The organism is Streptomyces sp. 3211.6 (assembly GCF_003634815.1).
In the GTDB taxonomy this organism is placed as follows: domain Bacteria; phylum Actinomycetota; class Actinomycetes; order Streptomycetales; family Streptomycetaceae; genus Streptomyces; species Streptomyces katrae_A.
This window is the reverse complement of record NZ_RBXC01000001.1, coordinates 5,643,796-5,664,894: the sequence shown is the minus strand read 5'-3', so window position 1 is coordinate 5,664,894 and position 21,099 is coordinate 5,643,796. Positions and strand designations below refer to the sequence as shown.

The window sequence follows — 21,099 nt, the reverse complement described above, 5'->3', positions numbered from 1 at the left end:
GGCCCACCGAGTGGATCTTGGTGGACAACCCGGGCGTTGTGGAGGGAGCGCTCACCCTCACGGGTGAGAGGAGGGCCGTGAAGGGCCCCTCGGCCGGCTCAGCCGCCCGGCAGTTCGAGGTCGCTCTTGTTGAGCTCCTCGATGTTCACGTCCTTGAAGGTCAGCACCCTCACCTGCTTGACGAAGCGGGCGGGCCGGTACATGTCCCAGACCCAGGCGTCGGCCATCGTGACCTCGAAGAACACCTCCCCCTGGACCGAGTGCACCTGCATCTCGTAGTCGTTGGTGAGGTAGAAACGGCGTTCCGTCTCGATCACGTACTTGAACAGCCCGACGACGTCGCGGTACTCCCGATAGAGCTTCAGCTCCATCTCGGTCTCGTACTTCTCGAGGTCCTCGGCGCTCATGGCATGTTCCCCTTCAGCCGTGCGTCCCCCTATTGTGCGCCAGCGCCGTGCGCCCCTAAACGATTTCCGGGGGCAGGACCACCGGAGCATCCGGGGGACCGTCGTCGAGCAGCGTCCTCAGCAGCCCGGCGAGCTTGGTCGGGTACACCGTCTCACGGGCCGCGAGAAGTTCCTCGGAGGTCCACCACCTCGCCCCGGTGACGCTGCGCCGCTCCAGCTCGGTGAGCCCGGCCGGGGCGGTCCCGGTCTGGGCGGTCCGGGCCAGGAAGTACCACTCGTCCTGCTCCCAGCGCCTGCCGTCGAAGGGGAAGGAGCAGTAGCGGTGCCACAGCACGGGCCCCAGCTCCACCTCGGTGATCCCGGTCTCCTCCGCGAGTTCGCGCAGCGCGGCCTGCTCGCGGGTCTCGTCGCCCTCCAGCCCGCCGCCCGGGGTGAACCACCACGTCTCGCGGGGGTCGTCCGGCTCGAAGCCGTGCAGCAGCAGGATCCGGTCCTCGGGGTCCAGCAGGATCACCCGGGACACCTTCCGCGGCGGGCGCTCGCCCCGCTCAGCGTCCACCGGAGCGCCCCCGCGACCGTCCCCGCCCCAGCACCCGGGCGACCGGCCCGTAGGCGGCGCCCAGGACGACGAGGGCGGCACCGGCCACCACCGCGGCCACCTGGAGCCGCAGCGGCCCGGGCTGCGAGGTCCCGCCGGGCAGGGCGGCGAACGCCTGCGGCCGGTCCAGCATCCCCGGGTTCGGCCACGCCAGCGCGTCGACCCGGGCCTCGACGGCCGACCGGGGCACGGTCCCCTGGCCGGCGTCCTGGAGGTGGGCCCGCGAGTCCAGGGAGCCCGAGCGCCGGTCGCCCATCAGGAAGAGGTTGCCCTCGGGCACCCTGACCTCGAAGTTCGTCGTCCCCGCGGCCAGCGCGTCGTGCCCGGCCCGGTCCACGTAGGGCTCCTCCAGCGGCTTTCCGTTCACGGTCAGCCTGCCGCCCTGCCCGCAGCAGCCGACGGTGTCGCCGCCGACGGCCACGACCCGCTTGACCATGGGCGAGTCGCTCCACTGGGCGTCCTTGAAGACGACCACGTCCCCGCGGTGCACCTCGGCGCCGCCGATCCGCTGCGCCAGCACCCGGTCACCGGGCTGCACGGTGGGGACCATGGAGTTCGTCGGCACCGTATAGGGCTGGTACACCAGCGCCCCCCAGACGAAGCCGCCGAGGAAGAGCGCGAAACCGATGGCCACGGCGATGCCCGACAACGTGTTGCCGAGGCCGCCGCGGCCGTCTCTGCCGCTCGCGCGTATTGCCTGTGTTCCGCCCATTGGTGCGCCCCCATACCCGGAGATGGCCACCACCCGGCGATGGCCGGCCTGGGCGGCACCCTACCGGGCGGTAGAGCCCTGGGTCAGCCTCCTGCGGCGCCACAGGATGAGGGGCACGGCGCCCACGAGCCCCAGGGCCGCCGAGTTGACGTCGGCCACGCCGGGGCCGGAGGCCTGCGGCGAGTGCAGGGGCGCCGGGAGCTGCTTGTCGATGCCCTTCTGGTCGAAGGTGTCCGGGACCGGCAGGGTGGCCCAGCGGGTGACCGGCCAGGCGACGACGACGGCCCGCCCGACGACGTCCTTGACGGGTACGAAGCCCTGGGTGGAGTCCTGCATGTGGTAGCGGGAGTCCTGGGAGTTCTGACGGTGGTCGCCCATCACCCAGATCTTGCCCTTGGGCACGGTGACCGGCCCGAACGGCGCGTCGTCGCAGGGGGTGTTGCCGGGGAAGATGTAGGGCTCGTCCAGCGGCTTGCCGTTGACCACGACCGGGCCGCCCCGCTTGCACTCCACGGTGTCCCCGCCGATGGCGATGGTCCGCTTGATCAGGTCCTTCTCCTCGGCGGACGGCATCAGGCCGATCCAGCTGAGGACCTTCTGCACGACATTGGGCTCCGGGGTGGGCTCCCCCTCCAGCCAGTGCGCGGGGTCGTGGAAGACGACGACCTCGCCGCGCTCGGGCTCCGAGCCGAACCAGGGGGTCAGCTTGTCCACCAGCACCCGGTCACCGCGCTGCAGGGTGTTCTGCATCGAGTCGGACGGGATCGAGAACGCCTGGACCAGGAAGGTCTTGATCAGCAGGGCCAGCACCAGGGCGATGCCGATGAGGAGCGGGAGCTCCTTCCAGAAGGAACGGTGCTGCCTCTCCTCCGCAGCCGCCTCGTCGGTGTCGTGCGTGACGGCATCGTCCGGCCGCTCCTCGCCCTCGTCGCGTCCGGATCGAGCGCCTACCGCCACATCCCCCACATCCACTCCTCACTCGGAAACGACCGCCCGCGCCGGATCGGGAGCGGGCCCTCCCCTCCCTTAACGAGCGGGAGTTCCCTAAGGCGCGGGAGACCGGGAACACACTATGCGAACGCGGTGCCCCGGCGGCGACGGCCGGGCCGCTGCCGCCGCCCGGTGCGGACCGGGTCCGGAACGTCGAGGAAGGTCGCGGGCTGCTCCAGCCGGCGCCAGTGCCCGAACGGCCAGGCGATCACCACGGCCTGTCCCACCACGCCCTTCTCGTCGATGGTGCCGTCGAACGCCTCGTCGAGGTGGTAGCGGGAGTCGGCCGAGTTGGCCCGGTGGTCGCCCATCACGAAGAGCCGCCCGGCGGGGACGTGCACCTCGAAGGGGATGTCGGAGGGCGAGTTCCCGGGTGACACGTAAGGCTCATCGAGCGGACGGCCGTTGACGGTCACCCGCCCCCGGTTGTCACAGCAGGCCACGGTGTCGCCGCCGATGCCGATGACGCGCTTGATCAGGTCCTGCTCGTCGGCGGAGGGCAGCAGGCCGATGAAGGTCAGGGTCTGCTTGATCTGCTTCACGCCGGCCGGGTCCGGGGCCGGCCGCGCCGCCTCGCCCTTGAGCCATCCTCCGGGGTCCTTGAAGACGACGACGTCCCCCCGCTCGACCTTGGAGCCGAACCACGGGGTCAGCTTGTCCACCAGCACCCGGTCGCCGATCCGGATCGTCTGCTCCATCGAGCCGGACGGGATGAAGAACGCCTGGACCAGGAAGGTCTTGAGGAGAAGGGCTATGCACAGGGCCACCGCCACCAGCAGCGGCAGCTCGCCGACCCGCCGGGTGCGCCGGCGCCGGCGCAGCTTGCGCGCCATCCGGCGCCGCTGGGCCCGCCCCCCGCCCTCGGCAGGCACCGGCGGGCGCCCCCGGCTACCCATGCGGGCCCCCGGTGGCGGGCGCCGGCGGCAGGGAGCCCCAGCGGGACGCCGGCCAGCCGATCCAGTCGGCCCGCCCGATCACCTTCTCCACCGGCACCATCCCCCCGCCCGGCTCGCCGAGGTGGTCCCGCGAGTCCCGGGACTGGGAACGGTGGTCGCCCATCACCCACAGGGTCCCCAGCGGGACGACGATCCGGAAGGGCACCTCCGAGGGGGTGTCCCCGGGGTACAGGTACGGCTCCGCCACGGGCACCCCGTTGACCTGGATCCGGCCGCCCGCGTCGCAGCACACCACGTCGTCCCCGCCGACTCCCACGACCCGCTTCACGAAGTCGGTGTCGGAGGGATCGGCCAGCCCCAGCGCCGAGGCGGCCCCGTGCAGGGCGTCGCCGACCGGGTTGCCGCGGGCGGGTTCCCGTACGAAGGACCCGGTGCCGTCGAAGACCACCACGTCCCCGCGCTGCGGCGTCGCGCCGAAACGGTACGCCAGCTTGTTCACCAGGATCCGGTCGCCGACCTCCAGGGTCGGCTCCATGGAACGGCTCGGGATCAGGAAGGGCTGGACCACGAGGTTGGCGACCAGCAGCAGGAAGACCGTGCAGACCACGCCGAGCACCCCGGCCCGCCGCCAGGACCTGGAAACAGCAGAGCGCGACCGCCCCTCCCCCTGTTCGGGAGAGGAGTGGCCGCGCTGTGTGAGCTCTGCTTCGGTGTCCATCGGGGTGGAGCCTATCCGGCCTTCCCGTGGACCCGGAGAGGAGATCAGCGGTCGCGCTTCTCCTTGATCTTCGCGGCCTTGCCGCGGAGCTCACGGAGGAAGTACAGCTTGGCGCGACGCACGTCACCGCGGGTGACGAGCTCGATCTTCTCGAAGATCGGGGAGTGGACCGGGAAGGTACGCTCCACGCCGACGCTGAAGGAGACCTTGCGGACCGTGAAGGTCTCCGAGACGCCGGAGCCCTGGCGGCGGATGACAACACCCTTGAACTGCTGGATACGGGAGCGGTTGCCCTCGATCACGCGGACGTGCACGTTGATCGTGTCACCCGGGCGGAAGGCCGGGACGTCCGTACGCAGGGAGGCGGAGTTGACGCCATCGAGCAGGTGAGACATGAGTTCGTCTGCTTTCTTCGCACGACGCCACAGGTCGCCGGTGCGGGTTTCCGTAGAGAATTCGAGAGCCGTGTCACCCGGCGGACGACGATCCCCCTGTGGCAGGGGCGTCCGCGAGCACACAGCAGCCGCCTATTCTTCCACGACCTCCGGCCTGCGCCAAAATCGGCCGTCTCCGGACGGTTTCCAGCCGAGGATGCTCAGGATCTCGCGGTCCTTCTTGTCGAAGCCGGAGGCCTCGCAGCGCTCGATCAGATCGGGCCGGTTCTGCGCGGTCCGCCGGAAGGCCTCGTCCCGGCGCCAGCGGGCGATCTTCCCGTGGTGGCCGCTCAGCAGCACCTCGGGGATCTCCCGCCCGCGCCACCGCGGGGGCTTGGTGTAGACGGGGCCTTCCAGCAGGTTGGCCATCTCGCCGGGGGCGAAGGAGTCGTCGCGGTGCGATTCGGCGTTGCCGAGGACCCCGGGCAGCAGCCGGGCCACGGCCTCGGTGACGACCAGGACGGCCGCCTCTCCGCCCGCCAGCACGTAGTCGCCGATGGAGACCTCGTAGACGGGCATGCGCGTGGCGTACTCGTCGATGACGCGGCGGTCGATGCCCTCGTACCGGGCGGGGGTGAAGATGAGCCACGGGCGCTCGGAGAGCTCGACGGCCAGTTCCTGGGTGAACGGCCGGCCGCTGGGGGTGGGGACGACCATGACGGGGCCGTGCGCGCCGGACTCGTAGCCGGCGGCCAGCGCCGCGTCCAGGGCCTCGCCCCACGGCTCGGTCTTCATGACCATGCCCGGGCCGCCGCCGTACGGGGTGTCGTCGACCGTGTTGTGCCGGTCGTACGTCCAGTCCCGCAGGTCGTGCACGTGGACGTCGAGCTGCCCGCGGGCCCGCGCCTTGCCGACGAGGGAGACGTTCAGGGGCTCCAGGTACTCGGGGAAGATCGTGACGACGTCGAGCCGCATCAGGCGTCGTCCCCGGTGCGCGCGGCCTCCGAGCCGGCGGCCTCGGCCTCGGCCTCGGCGTCACGCGCGGAGGCGACCTCGGCGCGGTCGTCGATCAGCCCCGGCGGCGGGGTGATGACGCAGCGCTGCTCCTCCAGGTCGATCTCCGCGACGATCTCCTCGACGAAGGGGATCATCACCTCGGAGCCGTCCGGGCGCTCGACGATGAAGAGGTCCTGCGAGGGCAGGTGGGAGATCTCGGTGATCCGGCCGATCTCGGTGCCGTCCTCCAGCACGACGTCCAGGTCCATCAGCTGGTGGTCGTAGTACTCGTCCTCCTCCTCCGGCAGCTCCGTGGGGTCCACGTCCGCGATGAGGAGGGTGTTGCGCAGCGCCTCGGCCGCGGTGCGGTCCTTGACGCCCGCGAACCGCAGCATGAGGCGGCCGCTGTGCACCCGGCCCGTCTCGATGGTCAGGGGACCCACCGACGCCGGGTCGGTGCGGAGCACGGCGCCGGGGCTGAGCCGCAGCTCGGGCTCGTCCGTGCGCACCTCGACGGTGACCTCACCCTTGATGCCGTGGGCGCGGCCGATCCGCGCGACTACCAGCTCCACTGTGTTTGTGCCTCTCGTGTCCAGACGACGACGGGCCGGGGCGGGCACGTATGCCCTCCCCGGCCCGTGCCGGTGATTCAACTGCTCAGCGGACCTGGTCCACGTCGACGAGGTCGACGCGGATCCCCCGCCCGCCGATGGCGCCCACGACGGTACGCAGTGCACGCGCGGTGCGGCCGTTGCGGCCGATCACCTTCCCGAGGTCTTCGGGGTGCACCCGGACCTCGAGCACCTGCCCGCGGCGCAGGTTGCGCGAGGCGACCTGCACGTCGTCGGGGTTGTCCACAATGCCCTTTACGAGGTGCTCAAGAGCCTCCTCGAGCATGCTCAGGCCTCGGTCGACTCGGCGGCGGCGTCAGCCTCGTCCGCCTTCTTGTCGGCCTTCTTCTTCTGGGTGATGGCCTCGCCCTTGGCCTCGCCGATGCCCTCGAGGGCCTTGGCGAACTCGTCGAAGGAGCGACGCTTGTCTTCCTTCGTCGCCGGCTGCAGCAGCGGCGCGGGGGCCGGGAGGCCCTTGTGCGCCTGCCAGTCACCGGTGAGCTTCAGGATGGCGAGAACGGCGTCGGTGGGCTGGGCGCCCACGGAGAGCCAGTACTGCGCGCGCTCGGCGTTGACCTCGATGCGCGAGGGGTTGTACGTCGGCTGGTAGATGCCGATCTCCTCGATCGCGCGGCCGTCCCGGCGGGTGCGGGCGTCGGCGACGACGATGCGGTAGTGAGGGGAGCGGATCTTACCGAGGCGCTTGAGCTTGATCTTGACTGCCACTGGAGTGGTGTCTCCTGAACTTGACGTGGTTGGGCACTTGAGATGCCACGTGGGGTTGCGGTACTCGGGTGCCCGATGGACGCGTCAGCCGGAGGAGAGAGGGGTCCTGTGCGACTGTCGAGTACAGCTGCCCATTGTGCCACATGCCCGCGACGCCTCCGAGCGGGGAGGATCACCACCACCGCCCGCCGGGGGCGCCGCGTCAGGACGCCGCCGCGGTGGCGACCTCGGGGATGCGGAACGGCTTCATGCAGCCGCCGCACACGATCGGGGCCTGCGCCAGCACGGAGGGCACGACCCGGACGTTGCGCCCGCAGTCGCAGACGGCCTTGACGCGTACGCCGCCGCCCGAGGAGCCGTGCCGGGCGGCCGGACCGCGGAAGCTGCGCTTGGTGTCGGCGGCCGTCGCGGCGGTGTGCGCCTTGAGGGCGCGCTGGAGCCGCTCGATCGTGGGGCGGTAGCGCTTCTTGGCCTCGGCATTGAGGAAGACCAGGGAGAACCCGCTGCTGGCGTGCGGCTCCTCGGAGTGGTCCAGCCCCATCTCCTCGGCGATCGCGAGGAATCTGCGGTTGTGGTAGCGGCCCGCTCGCGAGGTGTCACGCACTCCGCGGGCGGCCGCGATGCCGTGGACTGCCTCGTGCAGCAGTCGCTCGAAGGAGAGCTCGGCGCCGCAGGCGGACGAGGACTCTCCGATCAGGGACTCGGGCGCGGCAAGGTCAGGCAGCTCGGGGTGGTACCGCTGAATGTCGGCCCACGCCTGCGCCAGCTCTGCGGCGAGAACAGGTGGTGTCGTGCTCACGTCGTGACAACGAGCCGGGGTGCCCCGGTGTTCCGATTCCGGGCCATTCCAAATTTTTTGCACGTACCAGTCAGTTCAGTCTCATGCGTCCTGACGAGGACGGGTGCGCCGATCCCAGGAGGAGTCGGTACGTAACGCCGGCCAAAAGAACCAGCCCCCGGCGCGCGGGCGGAGCCGCGCGCCGGGGGCTGGAGCTGGAACTCAGTACGAGCGCGCGACGATCGCGAGGGTACCGGGAGCGTCGTCGGCCTCCGGAACCGACCCGTCCTCGGCCACCAGGCAGCGGACGGTCACGGCCTGCTCGCCGAGCTTGGCCTCGCCCTCCGGGCCCAGGACGCTCCACGGGATCCGCGCCCAGCCGCCGGCGAGGGCGGCCTCGGCGGCCTCCTCGATGGTGGCCACGTCGCTCGTCCGGGAGATCCGGCGCTCGCGGGACTCGCGCAGCAGCTGGGCCTGGTCCTCGTCGAGGACCTTGGGCAGCAGGTCGGCCAGCGCCTCGATCTGCACCGGCTCCTTCCCGCCGGGGATCCGGCGGGCCAGCATCGCGGTGCCGTTCTCCAGGTCGCGGGGGCCGATCTCGATGCGGACCGGTACGCCCTTGAGCTCCCAGTCCACGGCGCGGCGGCCGAAGGGGGTGTCGACGCGGTCGTCCACGTGCACGCGCAGGCCCGAGGCCTTCAGCTGGGCGCCGAGCTCGCGGACCTTGGCCACGGCCTCGTCGCCCTTGATCGCCATGACGACGACCTGGACGTGCGCCAGGCGCGGCGGGACGCGCAGGCCGTTGTCGTCGCCGTGGGACATGATCAGGCCGCCGACCATGCGGGTGGAGACGCCCCACGAGGTCTGCCAGACCAGCTCCTGCTGCCCCTCCTTGGAGAGGTAGGAGGTGTTGAAGGCCTTGGCGAAGTTGGTGCCGAGCTCGTGGCTCGTGCCCATCTGCAGGGCCTTGCCGTCGCCCATCATGCCCTCGAGGGTGAGGGTGTTGATGGCGCCGGCGAAGCGCTCCTTGGGGGTCTTGCGGCCGAGCACGACGTCGATGCCGAGCACGTTGGTCATGAAGTCGCCGTACACGTTCCGGTGGATGTGCGCGGCGTAGTCGCGGGCGTCCTCGTACGTGGCGTGGGCGGTGTGGCCCTCCTGCCAGAGGAACTCGCTCGTACGGAGGAAGACGCGGGGGCGCATCTCCCAGCGGACGACGTTGGCCCACTGGTTGATCAGCAGGGGCAGGTCGCGGTAGCTCTGGACCCACTTGGAGAAGTAGTCGTTGATGATCGTCTCGGAGGTGGGCCGGACGACGACCGGCTCCTCGAGCTCCTTGCCTCCGCCGTGGGTGACGACCGCGAGCTCGGGGGCGAAGCCCTCGACGTGCTCCGCCTCCCTGGTCAGGTACGACTGCGGGATGAACAGCGGGAAGTAGGCGTTCTGGGCACCGGCTTCCTTGATCCGGGCGTCCATCTCCTGCTGCATCCGCTCCCACAGGCCGTAGCCGTACGGCCGGATGACCATGGTGCCGCGGACCGGACCGTTGTCGGCCAGCTCGGCCTTGTTGATCAGATCCTGGTACCAGCGGGGGAAATCCTCCGCCTGCGGGGTGAGAACGGGTGCCTTTGCCATGGCGCGAATGGTACGGCGCCGGGCCCCGGATGCGTGAATCGGGTGGCGCACTCCTCTGGACGCGGGGGCCGATGGGGAGTTCTCTGGCAACGGGGGCAAGGGGGCGAGACGGAATCAGGAGCGCTCTTTCGATGACACCGACGCCGACGGCGACGCTCGTCGCCCGGGACTGGGCGGAGATCCAGGAACGGATGCTGGTACCGCTGTACGAGGCGGTCTACGACCGGCTGGAGGTCGGGCCGGGCACCCGGCTGCTGGGCCTGGGCTGCGGGGCCGGGCTGCCCCTGCTGCTGGCCGCCGGACGGGGCGCCGCCGCCACGGGCGTGGAGGCCGACCCGGCCCTGCGGGCGCTGGCCCGGGAGCGGCTGCTGGAGGTGGTGGCCGCTCCCCCGGTGCCCGCGGCGCGCCCCTACGACGTGCTGCTGGCCTTCGAGCCCGGCGCGGGCGCCCTGGCGGCGGCCCTGCCCTCGGTGCGGCGGGGCGGCGCGGTGGTGCTGGCGGGCTGGGGTCCGGCCGAGCGGTGCACGGTGCCGGCGGTGCTCGGCGGCGGCCCGGTGGCCCGGGACCTGGACGCGGTGGCCGAGGGGGCCGGGCTGGTGCCGGACGGGTCGGGGCGGGTGTTCTGCCCGTTCGGGTACGCCGACGCGGACAGCGCCGTGCGCGGGCTGCTGTCGACCGGGCTGTACCCCGTCGCGGGGACCGGGGCCGGGCCCTGCGCGGCGGCGGACCCGGCGCTGGCGGAGAAGGAGCTGGCGGAGGCGCTTCACCCGTACGAGCGGGCCGACGGCGCCGTCTGGCTGCCGAACATCCTGCGCTACGTCATCGCCCGGGTGGCGTAGCCCTCAGGCCGTGCCGTGGTCCTTGGCGAGGCGGGGGATGCCGGCCGCCTCGTACGCCGCGCGCTCGTCCAGGGTCTCGGCGGCCAGCAGGGCCTCCGCCAGGGCGTCGAGCTTCGGGCGGTTCTCGGCCAGCAGGCGGCAGGCCTCCTCGTAGCACTCGTCCACGATCCGGCGCATCTCGTGGTCCACGGCGTCCAGGGTGGCGGGGGCGGCGGTCAGGCCGTAGGGGCCCTGGCCGTCGGACGGGATCGCGGTGAGGCGGCCGACGCGCTCGCTCATGCCCCAGCGGCCGACCATGCCGCGGACGATGTTGGTGACCTGTTCGAGGTCGCTCTCGGCGCCCGTGGTGATCACGTTGTAGACCACGTGCTCGGCGGCCATGCCGCCGAGCGCCCCGATGATGCGGCCGCGCAGGTAGGGCTCGGTGTACGCGTAGCGGTCGGCGTCGGGGGTGGAGAGGGTGACGCCCAGCGCGCGGCCGCGCGGCACGATGGTGATCTTGCGGACGGGGTCGGCGCCCGGCTGGAGCATGCCCAGCAGGGCGTGGCCGCTCTCGTGGTAGGCGGTGCGGCGGCGTTCCTCCTGGGGCATCACGAGCGGGCGCTCGGCGCCCAGCTGGACCTTCTCCAGAGCGTCGGAGAGGTCGGCCTGGGTGACCGCGTCCTGGCGGCGCTTGACCGCCAGCAGGGCGGCCTCGTTGGCGAGGTTGGCCAGCTCGGCGCCGGTCATCCCGGGGGTGGTGCGGGCCACCTGGGCCAGGTCCACGTCCGGGCCCAGGGGGATGTCGCGGGTGTGGATGCGCAGGATGGCCTCGCGGCCCGCCCGGTCGGGCGGGGAGACGGCGACGGTGCGGTCGAAGCGGCCGGGGCGCGTCAGGGCGGGGTCGAGGACGTCGGCGCGGTTGGTGGCGGCCAGGACGACCACGCCCTCCGAGCCGGAGAAGCCGTCCATCTCGGTGAGGATCTGGTTGAGGGTCTGCTCGCGCTCGTCGTGGCCGCCCATGCCGGCGGAGCCGGCCCGGGCCCGCCCGATGGTGTCGATCTCGTCGATGAAGATGATCGCCGGGGCGACCTTGCGGGCCTCGGCGAACAGCTCGCGCACCCGGGAGGCGCCGACGCCGACGATCATCTCGATGAACTCGGAGGCGGAGGCCGAGAAGAAGGGCACCCCGGCCTCGCCCGCGACGGCGCGGGCGAGGAGGGTCTTGCCGGTGCCGGGCGGGCCGGCGAGCAGCACGCCGCCGGGCATGCGGGCGCCGAGCCGGTGGTACTGGTGGGGGTTCTTGAGGAAGTCCACGACCTCGCTGAGCTCGCCCTCGACCTCGTCGATCCCGGCCACGTCCTCGAAGGTGGTGCGTTTGGCGCCTTCCAGCTCGACGGGTTTGGGCGGCGCCTTGCGGCCGAACCCGCCGGCCCCGCCCAGGGCGGAGCCCATCCGGCGGGCGATGAGCAGCCACAGGGCCACGATCAGCAGCATGGGGGCGAGGGAGATCAGCAGGTTGGCGAGGAAGCTGCGCTGTTCGACGACCGGGGAGGCGGTGACGGTGACGCCCTTGGAGGTCAGGCCGGTCCACAGCTGGTCGTCGGCGAAGGCGGGGCGCTGGGTGACGAACTTGCGGTAGTCGCCGTGGCCGCCGGGGGCGGGCTGCTTGGTCTTGAGCTCGCCCTGGATGGCGTCGCCCTTGGAGTAGATCTTCTGGACGTTGCCGTCGGTGACCTGCTTGCTGAACTCGGTGTACGAGATCGTCGGCCCGTCGCCCTCGTTGAAGAAGCCCAGCACGACGTTGGTGATCAGGTAGACGATCAGGGCGGCGAGGATCAGCCCGCGCCAGCCGCCGGGCATCTTCTTGCGGGGCGGTGGGCTGGGCGGGGCGCCCTCGGAGCGCCAGGGGGTGTCGGCCCGGTCGCGTGGCGGTACGGGGGTGGGGCTGGGCACGGGGGCGCCTCCTTATGCCGTCCTCCCGGCCGACCATAAGGGACAAACCGCACCCTTGCCCGCGCAGCGCGAAGGCCCCGCCGTGCGTGCACGGCGGGGCCTTCGCGGTACGACCGCTACTTCATGAACTTCTTGAACTCGTCCGGCAGGTCGAAGTCCTGGCCGGGCTGGCCGCCGCCCGCCGGGAGGCCGAACGGGTTGCCGCCGGCGGCGGGGAGCGCGGGCTGGGCGCCCTGCTCGCGCCGGGCCGCTGCCGCGGCCTCCTCTTCCTTGCGCTTCATCGGGTTGCCGCTCTTGCGCTTGCCCTTGGCCTGCTTGACCTGCTTCTTCTGCCGGCCGGGGCCGCCGCCCATCCCGGGGATGCCGGGCATGCCCGGCATGCCGCCGCCCTGGGCCATGCGGGACATCATCTTGCGGGCGTCGAAGAACCGCTCGACGAGGTTCTTGACGGCGCTGACCTCGACGCCGGAACCCTTGGCGATACGGGCGCGGCGCGAGCCGTTGATGATCGTCGGGTCCTGGCGCTCGGCCGGGGTCATCGACTTGATGATCGCGGCGGTGCGGTCCACGTCGCGCTCGTCGATGTTGTTGATCTGGTCCTTGATCTGGCCCATGCCCGGCAGCATGCCGAGGAGCTTGGAGATGGAGCCCATCTTGCGGACCTGCTCCATCTGGGCCAGGAAGTCGTCGAGCGTGAACTCCTTGGGGCCCTTGGCGAGCTTGGCCGCCATCTTCTCGGCCTCGGCCTGCGAGAAGGTCTTCTCGGCCTGCTCGATGAGGGTGAGCATGTCACCCATGTCGAGGATCCGGCCCGCCATGCGGTCCGGGTGGAAGGCGTCGAAGTCGTCGAGCTTCTCGCCGTTCGAGGCGAACATGATCTGCTTGCCGGTGACGTGCGCGATGGAGAGCGCGGCACCACCGCGGGCGTCGCCGTCGAGCTTGGAGAGCACCACGCCGTCGAAGCCGACGCCGTCACGGAAGGCCTCGGCGGTGTTGACCGCGTCCTGGCCGATCATGGCGTCGACGACGAAGAGGATCTCGTCGGGGCTGACGGCGTCGCGGATGTCCGCGGCCTGCTGCATCAGCTCGGCGTCGATGCCGAGGCGGCCGGCGGTGTCGACGATGACGATGTCGTACTGCTTGGTGCGCGCGTACTCGATCGAGTCCTTGGCCACCTGGACCGGGTCGCCGACGCCGTTGCCGGGCGCGGGCGCGTAGACGGCCACACCGGCCCGCTCGGCGACGACGCTGAGCTGGTTGACGGCGTTGGGGCGCTGGAGGTCGCAGGCGACGAGGAGCGGGGAGTGGCCCTGCCCCTTGAGCCAGAGGCCGAGCTTTCCGGCGAGGGTGGTCTTACCGGCACCCTGGAGACCGGCCAGCATGATGACGGTCGGCGCGGTCTTGGCGAAGCGCAGGCGGCGGGTCTCGCCGCCGAGGATCGAGACCAGCTCGTCGTTGACGATCTTCAGGACCTGCTGGCCGGGGTTCAGCGCCTTGCTGACCTCCTCGCCGCGGGCCCTTTCCTTGACGTTCGCGATGAAGGAGCGGACGACGGGGAGCGCGACGTCGGCCTCGAGGAGGGCGATACGGATTTCCCGCGCCGCAGCGTCGATGTCCTGCTCGGAGAGGCGGCCTTTGCCCCGGAGGGACTTGAAGGTCGCGCTGAGGCGGTCGGAAAGCGTATCGAACACGGTGGTCGCGATTCCTCGGGTCGGGGGCGTGATGGTCGCCCCCCAGGGTATCCGCCCCCGCCGCTCCCCGGGGGCGGGGTCACAGGGCCGCTGCGCGGAGCGGTCCTCCAGCCGCCCTTTCACCGTTTCCCGGGGCTCCGCCCCAGACCCGCGCCTCACGCTCCCCCGGCTACCGCTGCGCGGCAATTCCAGCCGCGCAGCGGTCTACGTCAGGGCGGCCTCGATCAACGTGGCGACGGCGGACGCCGCCGGCGGCGGCAGGGGTTTGCCGTCCGGGTCGACCACGTAGACGGTGTCCACCGCGTTCGCCCCCAGGGTGGAGACGTGCGCGCTGCGCACCCGGACCCCGGACGACTCCAGGGCCCGGCCGATCCGGTGGAGGAGCCCCACCGCGTCGGGGGCGCGGACCTCCAGGACCGTGGCCAGCGGGGAGACCTCGGGGACCACCGTGACGCGGGGCGGCGGGGGGACGACCCCCCGCCGGCGCGGGTACGCCGCCTCGCGGGCGGCCAGCTTCGCCGGGACGTCGAGGGAGCCGTCCAGCGCCCGTACCAGGTCCGTCCGCAGCCGGGCCGCCTGCGGCAGCGCCCCGTACTCCGCCGCCACCCGCCACCGCAGCACCAGCACCTCCCCCAGGTGGTCCGGCAGTTCCAGGAACCGCAGGTCCGCCGCCCGTACGGTCAGCCGGTGCAGCGCCAGCACCCCGGACACCGCCGGGAGCACGCCGGGCTGGTCCGGGACGGCCACGACCAGCTCGACCCCGACGGCGTCGTCCTCCTCCTCCTGCCGGGCGTGCAGGGTGAGCACGGGTTCCCCGGTGCGCAGGGCCTCCAGTGCCAGGCGCTCCTGCTCGGCGGTGGGGAGGTCGGGCTCGGGGTCGGCGGGCGGGGCCCCGCTCAGCACGGCGGCGACGCGCCGCACCAGGTCGGCCACCAGGGAACCCCGCCAGGTGCTCCAGGCCGCCGGCCCGGTGGCGAGGGCGTCGGCCTCGGTCAGGGCGTGCAGGATCTCCAGGGTGCCAGTGGAGCCGACGGCCCGGGCCACCGCGGTGACGGTCGCCGGGTCGTCGAGGTCACGACGGGTCGCGGTGTCCACGAGCAGCAGGTGGTGGCGTACGAGGGTGCCCAGCACCGCGGTGTCCGCGGCGTCGAAGCCCACCCGCGCGGCCATGTCGCGGGCGATGGTCTCGCCGACGACGGAGTGGTCTCCGGGCCAGCCCTTGCCGATGTCGTGCAGCAGGGCCGCCATCAGCAGCAGGTCGGGCCGGCCGACCCGGCGGGTCAGCGCGGAGGCCCGTACGGCCGTCTCGATCAGGTGCCGGTCCACGGTCCAGGTGTGCACGGGGTTGTGCTGGGGGCGGCAGCGCACGCGCTCCCAGTCGGGCAGCAGCCGGCTGATCAGCCCCTCGGCCTCCAGCGCCTCCCACACGGCCACCATCGGCTCCCCCGCGCCGAGCAGGGTCAGCAGCTGTTCCCGCGCCTCGGCCGGCCAGGGCACGGGCAGCGGCCGGGCCTGGGCCGCGATCCGGCGTACGGCGTGCAGCGAGACGGGCAGCCCGGCCTGTGCGGCGGCCGCACCCAGCCGCAGGGGCAGCACGGGGTCCCGTTCCGGCCGGGCGGCCAGCGCCAGCACGGCCTCCCCCTCGGCCTCCACGACCCCCTCGGCCAGCGGCGCCCGCTCGGCGGCGGCCGCCGCGCCCCGGGTGCCCAGCAGCCCCCGCAGCCTCGGCCGGGCGGCCCGGGCCCGCAGCACCCGTCCGACCTCCCGCCAGGTGACGTCGCCCGCGTAGGCGACCACCCGGGCGGCCTCGTACACCTCGCGCAGCAGCGCGTCCGCGTCGAGCAGCCCCAGCCGGGCGGCGACCTGGGGCTGTTCCTGGAGGGAGAGCCGGTCGGTGGCCCGGCCGGTGACCAGGTGCAGGGCGTCCCGCGCGTCCATCAGCCGGCGCCGGGCCCCGTCGAGCCCCTCGCGGGGGGCGTCGGCCAGCCAGGAGGCGGCGACGGCCCGCAGGGCGGTGGCGTCGCGGATGCCGCCGCGCGCCTCCTTGAGGTCGGGCTCCAGCAGGAAGCGCAGCTCCCCGGCCCGGTCGGCCCGCTCCCGGCACAGGGCGTGCAGCTGCGGCAGCCGCTTGGGGGCCTGGTTGCGCCAGTCGGCGAGCACGGAGGTGCGCAGTCCGGCGAGCAGGCCGGCGTCGCCGGCGACGAGCCGGGCGTCGAGCAGCCCGAGGTGGGCCTTGAGGTCCTCGGCGGCGACCTTGCGGGCCTCGCCGGGGGTCCGTACGGAGTGGTCGAGGGCGACCCCGGTGTCCCAGACGGGGTACCAGAGGCGGTCGGCGAGGGCTCCCAGCGCCTGGGGGCGGGCCTTGCCGTCGTGGAGCAGCAGCAGGTCGAGGTCGCTGCGCGGGGAGAGTTCGCCGCGTCCGTAGCCGCCGACGGCGACGAGGGCCGCGCCGCGTACCCCGGTCTCCTGCGCGGCGGTCGCGAACAGCTCGTTCAGCCACCGGTCGGTCAGGGCGGACAGGCCGGAACGCCGGGACGGCCCGGACCGCGACTCCTCCTGCAGGAGTCGCAGCCGGGCCGCGGCGTATCCGCCGGGTCCGGGGCCGGTGGGGTCTTCCGTGGTCTCTTCGACGCTCGTCACCGGTGGCTCCCGTGGTCCGCTAGAGGGCGTCGGCGCCGCGCTCGCCGGTGCGGACCCGGACGACCGAGTCCACGGGGACGCTCCACACCTTGCCGTCGCCGATCTTCTCGGTGCGGGCGGCGCTGACGATGACGTTGACGAGCTCCTCGGCCTCGTCGTCGTCGGCGAGGACCTCGATGCGGATCTTGGGTACGAGGTCCACGGTGTACTCGGCGCCGCGGTAGACCTCGGTGTGGCCGCGCTGGCGGCCGTACCCGCTGGCCTCGGAGACGGTCAGGCCCTGGACCCCGAAGGCCTGGAGGGCTTCCTTGATGTCGTCGAGCTTGTAGGGCTTGACGATCGCGGTGATCAGCTTCATGCGTCGACCTTCTTGTTGGCGGCGGCCACCGGGGCGTGGGAGGCGGCGGGGCGGGCGGAGATCCCGCCACCGGCGCCGCTGAAGTCGTAGGCGGTCTCGGCGTGCTCGGCCTGGTCGATGCCGGAGACCTCGACGTCCTCGGCGACCCGCATCCCGATGGTCCTGTCGATGAGGAAGGCCATGATCGCCGATACGACGAGGGAGTAGGCGAGAACGGAGAAGACTCCGATCGCCTGCTTGCCGAGCTGTTCGAAGCCGCCGCCGTAGAACAGGCCCTTGGCGTCGGACTGGACGCCGCCGGTGGCGAAGAGGCCGACGAGGAGGGAGCCCGCGACGCCGCCGACGAGGTGGACGCCGACCACGTCGAGGGAGTCGTCGTAGCCGAACCTGTACTTGAGGCCGACGGCCATGGCGCAGAGCACGCCGGCGATGGCGCCGACGGCGATCGCGCCGAGCGGGCTGACGGAGCCGCCGGCGGGGGTGATGGCGACGAGACCGGCGACCGCGCCGGAGGCGGCGCCGAGGGTGGTGAAGGAGCCGTGGCGCAGCTTCTCGTAGGCGAGCCAGGCGAGCATGGCGGCGGCGGTGGCGACCTGGGTGTTGACGAACATCACGGCGCCGACGCCGTCGTCGTTGCCGAGCCAGGATCCGGCGTTGAAGCCGAACCAGCCGAACCAGAGCAGGCCGGCGCCGAGCATCACGAGGGGGAGGCTGTGGGGGCGCATCGGGTCCTTCTTGAAGCCGACGCGCTTGCCGATGACGAGGATGACGCCCAGGGCTGCGGCGCCGGCGTTGATGTGGACGGCGGTGCCGCCGGCGAAGTCGATGACGCCGAGCTTGAACAGCCAGCCGCCGGCGCCCCAGACCCAGTGGGCGACGGGGAAGTAGACGACGGTGACCCACAGGGCGGTGAAGAGCACCCAGGCGCTGAACTTGACGCGGTCGGCGAGGGCGCCGCTGATCAGGGCGGGGGTGATGACCGCGAACATCAGCTGGAAGACGGCGAAGACGTAGACGGGGATGGTGTAGCCGTCCCACAGCTCGGTGAGGCCGATGCCGCTGAGGCCGACGTAGTCGGAGTTCCAGCCGATGACCGAGCCGGCGTCGGTGCCGAAGGCGAGGCTGAAGCCGTAGAGCACCCACAGGATCGTCACGATCCCCAGGCTGACGAAGCTCATCATCAGCATGTTGAGGCTGCTCTTGACACGGACCATGCCTCCGTAGAAGAAGGCGAGTCCCGGGGTCATCAGCATGACCAGGGCGGAGCAGATGAGCATGAACCCGGTGTTCGCGGCAGACAGGGTCGGGGTGTCTGCAGCGAGGGTCGTGATGGCTGATGCCATCGGCGTCTCCTCGTCGTCGGTACGTTCGCGTGCGGGCGATCGTGGGGTACCTGAGCGGCGGCGGTAAGGTCTGGCCGGTTATTGGCCCTGAGGTTCGCGCAGGCCGGTTTCCGGCGGCGCCGCTCGGTGTTTCGCTCCGATGACGAAGAGGTCGTGCGTGTTACGCCTGAATGAACCGGTGAGGTCCGGGTCCGGTCCGTGTCAGGTGAGGGTCAGGCGGGTCTCGGGTGCCCGTCAGGCGGGGCGCCGGGGGCGCGGGGCGGCTCAGACGGCCTCGGCGGCCTCGGGGAGGCGGGAGGCGAGGAGGTCGGTCAGCCGGACCACCTCGGCGACGTCGCCGTATTCACGGGCGGCGGTGTCGACGGTCTTGCGGAGCCGGGTGTTCACCCGTTCGGAGCGCACTTTTCGCGCCACGTCGAGGGCCTGGTCGACGAGGACGGCCGCCTGCTCGGGTTCGCGCTGGAGCAGGTGGACGGTGGCCATGCCGATGAGGTTGAGGGCGTAGGAGCGCTGGTGCTCCCCGTCCTTGGCGAAGAGCTCGACGGCCCGTTCCATGACGGGTTCGGCGAGGGAGGCGTAGGTGGGGCTGCGCCCGGCGACGTAGGCCAGGTCCCGGTAGGAGTGGGAGTTCTCGCCGTTGAGTTCGGCCTCGGAGAAGAAGCGGATCCAGTCCGGTTCCGGTTCGCCGTCGAAGCCGACGTCGCCGAAGGTGTCCTCGGCCATGCGCACGGCCCGCTTGCAGCGGCTGGGCTGGCCCATGTTGGCGTAGGCGCGGGCCTCCATGGCGTAGAGCATGGCCTGGGTGCGGGGTCCGGCGCAGTCGCGGCTGCCGTACTGGGCGAGGTGGATGAGTTTCAGGGCGTCCTCGGGGCGGCCGAGGTGGATCATCTGGCGGCTCATGCCGGAGAGGATGTACGAGCCCAGCGGCTTGTCCCCGGCCTCCTTCGCGGCGTGCAGCGCGAGGACGAAGTACTTCTGGGCGGTGGGGTGCAGGCCGACGTCGTAGCTCATCCAGCCGGCGAGCTCGGCGAGTTCGGCGGCCACCTTGAAGAGCCGCTTCATGACGGGGGCCGGGTGGTTCTCCTGGAGCAGATCGGTGACCTCGTGGAGCTGTCCGACGACGGCCTTGCGGCGCAGTCCGCCGCCGCACTGGGCGTCCCACTGGCGGAACATCACGGTGGTGGCTTCGAGGAGGTCGAGTTCCGGGTCGGAGAGCCGGGGCGGCCGGTAGCCGGAGGGGTCCGGTTCGCGCGGCCCGGGGTCGGCGGCCGGGGCCGGGACGAGCCAGCGCTGCATGGGCTCGATGAGGGCGGGGCCGGCGGAGAGGGCGAGGGAGGTGCCGAGGAAGCCGCGGCGGGCCAGCATGAGGTCGCTGCGGGAGAACTCGCTGAGCAGTTCCACGGTCTGCGGGCCCGCCCAGGGCAGGTCGACGCCGGAGACGGAGGGGGTCTGGTGGGCGCTGCGCAGGCCGAGCTGTTCGATGGCGACGACGGCGCCGAAGCGTTCGGAGAAGAGCTCCGAGAGGATGCGCGGCACGGGTTCGCGGGGCTGTTCGCCGTCGAGCCAGCGGCGGACGCGGGAGGTGTCGGTGCTGATGTGGTGGGCGCCCATCTGCCGGGCCCGGCGGTTGACCTGGCGGGCGAGCTCGCCCTTGGACCAGCCGCTGCGGACGAACCACGAGGTCAGCTGTTCGTTGCGGGCGGCCGATTCCCCGCTCGTTCCGCTTGCGCCGCTGCCGCTCACTGGAACGCCCCCATCCGCATCGCCTCTTCACACGAAACCCTGGCCGGGGCGACCCCTGCCGCCTGGGACCTTCACAGGTCCTCCACACATTGCCTCCGGCATACCCACGAATGGGCCTGCCTCCGGGTTTCGTGCACCGAAAGTAATCCTACGATCACCCCGTCGGCGACATCGCTTCGAGAAACGCCACCATTCGCCACCCCTTCGAATGAACTCGCCACCGGCCGGGCGCGATTCACTTGACAGGAAGGCGAAACGGAACGGTTGGACGGGAGCGCGGCCGGGGCGCGCGCGGCGAGGAGTGCGCCGGGCGGCCCCGGGTGGAAGGCGTGCTTCACCCGGCTCCCGAGAGGTCTCGCCGACGTCGTAACCACCGGCGCGTCCGACCCGTTGGAGGGGGCATGGGCATGGGCTTCACGATCGGCGGCAGCCGCAGCACCAAGGAATTCCGTTCCGGCGTCCGGCGCCGCGGCCGCACCTCGGAGTGCACGACGGTGGCGGAGTACACCGGCCTCTGGGGCTGGGACGCGGTCCCCGGCGCCCGCGCCGCGGCTCCGGCCCGCGACTGCTCCTGCGGTCATGCGAACTGCCTCATGCCGGGGGCGCATCCGCTGGACTTCGCTCCCACCGTGCCGGGCGGCGCCACCCTGGACGAGGTCACCGAGATCTGGGGCGAGTACCCGGGCGCGGCGATCCTGCTCCCCGTCGGCCGCACCTTCGACGTCATCGAGGTCTCCGCCGAGGCCGGCCGGCGCGCCCTGGTCCGCATGGAGCGGATGGGGCTGCCGCTCGGTCCGGTGACCGCGACCCCGGACGGCCGGGCCCAGTTCTTCGTGGCCCCCGGCGCCGCGGCCGAACTGCCCGAGCTGCTGTACCGGATGGGCTGGGACGACGCGGACCTGGACCTGCGCGCCCTCGGCCACGGCTCCTTCCTGACGGCCCCGCCCTGCGACCACGCGGGCCTCGGCCCGGCGGTCTGGCTGCGCGGGCCCGCACTGGACTGTGCGGGCGGGCCCCCGCAGGCCCGGCTCCTGCTGGGCACCCTCGCCTACACCTGTCACCGCTTCCGGCGCTGACGGCCTCCCCCGGCACACGGCAGTGCCCCCGCG

The 21,099-nt window shown here is 72.3% G+C and carries 21 protein-coding genes; 2 read left to right on the top strand and 19 right to left on the bottom strand.

The window, feature by feature from the left end; translation table 11 throughout:
• Positions 1-98 precede the first annotated feature (98 nt).
• The 13 genes from BX286_RS26320 to proS form a co-directional block, all read right to left on the bottom strand.
• Entirely contained in the window at positions 99-407 is a 309-nt protein-coding gene (locus tag BX286_RS26320) for a DUF2469 domain-containing protein (RefSeq protein WP_014675276.1), read from the bottom strand.
• Between the two features lie 55 nt (positions 408-462).
• Positions 463-966, bottom strand: coding sequence for an NUDIX hydrolase (locus BX286_RS26315; RefSeq protein WP_121016460.1), 504 nt, complete (start codon positions 964-966; stop codon positions 463-465).
• Positions 956-1,717, bottom strand: a complete 762-nt coding sequence (gene lepB, locus BX286_RS26310) for a signal peptidase I (protein ID WP_079429993.1) — start codon at positions 1,715-1,717, stop codon at positions 956-958. The genes BX286_RS26315 and lepB (BX286_RS26310) overlap by 11 nt, the downstream gene beginning before the upstream one ends.
• Before the next feature lie 60 nt (positions 1,718-1,777).
• The gene (lepB, locus tag BX286_RS26305; protein ID WP_121016458.1) at positions 1,778-2,674 is read right to left on the bottom strand and encodes a signal peptidase I; all 897 of its coding nucleotides are present in this window, start codon (positions 2,672-2,674) and stop codon (positions 1,778-1,780) included.
• Positions 2,675-2,787: 113 nt separating this feature from the next.
• Entirely contained in the window at positions 2,788-3,540 is a 753-nt protein-coding gene (gene lepB, locus BX286_RS26300) for a signal peptidase I (RefSeq protein WP_398898807.1), read from the bottom strand.
• A 55-nt stretch (positions 3,541-3,595) separates the two neighbouring features.
• Entirely contained in the window at positions 3,596-4,321 is a 726-nt protein-coding gene (lepB, locus tag BX286_RS26295) for a signal peptidase I (RefSeq protein ID WP_079429990.1), read from the bottom strand.
• Positions 4,322-4,365: 44 nt separating this feature from the next.
• Positions 4,366-4,716, bottom strand: a complete 351-nt coding sequence (gene rplS, locus BX286_RS26290) for a 50S ribosomal protein L19 (protein ID WP_079429989.1) — start codon at positions 4,714-4,716, stop codon at positions 4,366-4,368.
• Between the two features lie 132 nt (positions 4,717-4,848).
• A complete protein-coding gene (gene trmD / locus BX286_RS26285) occupies positions 4,849-5,670 on the bottom strand; it encodes a tRNA (guanosine(37)-N1)-methyltransferase TrmD (protein WP_079429988.1) in 822 nt (273 codons plus the stop codon).
• Complete coding sequence (rimM, locus tag BX286_RS26280) at positions 5,670-6,263, bottom strand: ribosome maturation factor RimM (RefSeq protein ID WP_079429987.1); 594 nt, start codon at positions 6,261-6,263, stop codon at positions 5,670-5,672. Before rimM ends, trmD begins: the two co-directional genes overlap by 1 nt.
• Positions 6,264-6,348: 85 nt before the next feature.
• A complete protein-coding gene (locus BX286_RS26275; protein WP_042810017.1) occupies positions 6,349-6,588 on the bottom strand; it encodes an RNA-binding protein in 240 nt (79 codons plus the stop codon).
• Between the two features lie 2 nt (positions 6,589-6,590).
• The gene (rpsP, locus tag BX286_RS26270; protein ID WP_042810018.1) at positions 6,591-7,028 is read right to left on the bottom strand and encodes a 30S ribosomal protein S16; all 438 of its coding nucleotides are present in this window, start codon (positions 7,026-7,028) and stop codon (positions 6,591-6,593) included.
• Positions 7,029-7,230: 202 nt separating this feature from the next.
• Positions 7,231-7,827 (bottom strand): hypothetical protein, encoded by a 597-nt coding sequence (locus BX286_RS26265; RefSeq protein ID WP_079429986.1) that lies wholly within the window; start codon positions 7,825-7,827, stop codon positions 7,231-7,233.
• Between the two features lie 201 nt (positions 7,828-8,028).
• Positions 8,029-9,441 carry a proline--tRNA ligase gene (gene proS / locus BX286_RS26260; RefSeq protein WP_079429985.1) on the bottom strand — a complete coding sequence of 471 codons (1,413 nt, stop codon included), beginning with the start codon at positions 9,439-9,441 and terminating at the stop codon, positions 8,029-8,031.
• Between the two features lie 131 nt (positions 9,442-9,572).
• Between proS and BX286_RS26255 the strand changes: the two genes are divergently transcribed.
• The gene (locus BX286_RS26255; RefSeq protein ID WP_079429984.1) at positions 9,573-10,280 is read left to right on the top strand and encodes a methyltransferase type 11; all 708 of its coding nucleotides are present in this window, start codon (positions 9,573-9,575) and stop codon (positions 10,278-10,280) included.
• 3 nt (positions 10,281-10,283) lie between these two features.
• Here BX286_RS26255 and ftsH read toward each other — a convergent pair whose 3' ends face one another.
• The 6 genes from ftsH to BX286_RS26225 all read right to left on the bottom strand — a co-directional run bounded on the left by ftsH (position 10,284) and on the right by BX286_RS26225 (position 19,990).
• Entirely contained in the window at positions 10,284-12,215 is a 1,932-nt protein-coding gene (gene ftsH / locus BX286_RS26250; protein WP_100862790.1) for an ATP-dependent zinc metalloprotease FtsH, read from the bottom strand.
• Between the two features lie 116 nt (positions 12,216-12,331).
• Entirely contained in the window at positions 12,332-13,906 is a 1,575-nt protein-coding gene (gene ffh / locus BX286_RS26245) for a signal recognition particle protein (RefSeq protein ID WP_079429982.1), read from the bottom strand.
• Positions 13,907-14,110: 204 nt separating this feature from the next.
• On the bottom strand, positions 14,111-16,546 hold the full coding sequence (locus tag BX286_RS26240) for a [protein-PII] uridylyltransferase (protein WP_079429981.1): 2,436 nt from the start codon (positions 16,544-16,546) through the stop codon (positions 14,111-14,113).
• A 19-nt stretch (positions 16,547-16,565) separates the two neighbouring features.
• Positions 16,566-16,904: a P-II family nitrogen regulator gene (locus BX286_RS26235; protein ID WP_079429980.1), complete on the bottom strand. Its 339-nt coding sequence runs from the start codon at positions 16,902-16,904 to the stop codon at positions 16,566-16,568.
• Positions 16,901-18,247, bottom strand: coding sequence for an ammonium transporter (locus BX286_RS26230; RefSeq protein ID WP_079429979.1), 1,347 nt, complete (start codon positions 18,245-18,247; stop codon positions 16,901-16,903). Before BX286_RS26230 ends, BX286_RS26235 begins: the two co-directional genes overlap by 4 nt.
• Positions 18,248-18,511: 264 nt before the next feature.
• Positions 18,512-19,990 carry a hypothetical protein gene (locus BX286_RS26225; RefSeq protein WP_121016452.1) on the bottom strand — a complete coding sequence of 493 codons (1,479 nt, stop codon included), beginning with the start codon at positions 19,988-19,990 and terminating at the stop codon, positions 18,512-18,514.
• A gap of 407 nt (positions 19,991-20,397) precedes the next feature.
• Between BX286_RS26225 and BX286_RS26220 the strand changes: the two genes are divergently transcribed.
• The gene (locus BX286_RS26220) at positions 20,398-21,066 is read left to right on the top strand and encodes a bifunctional DNA primase/polymerase (protein WP_079431972.1); all 669 of its coding nucleotides are present in this window, start codon (positions 20,398-20,400) and stop codon (positions 21,064-21,066) included.
• Positions 21,067-21,099 lie beyond the last annotated feature (33 nt).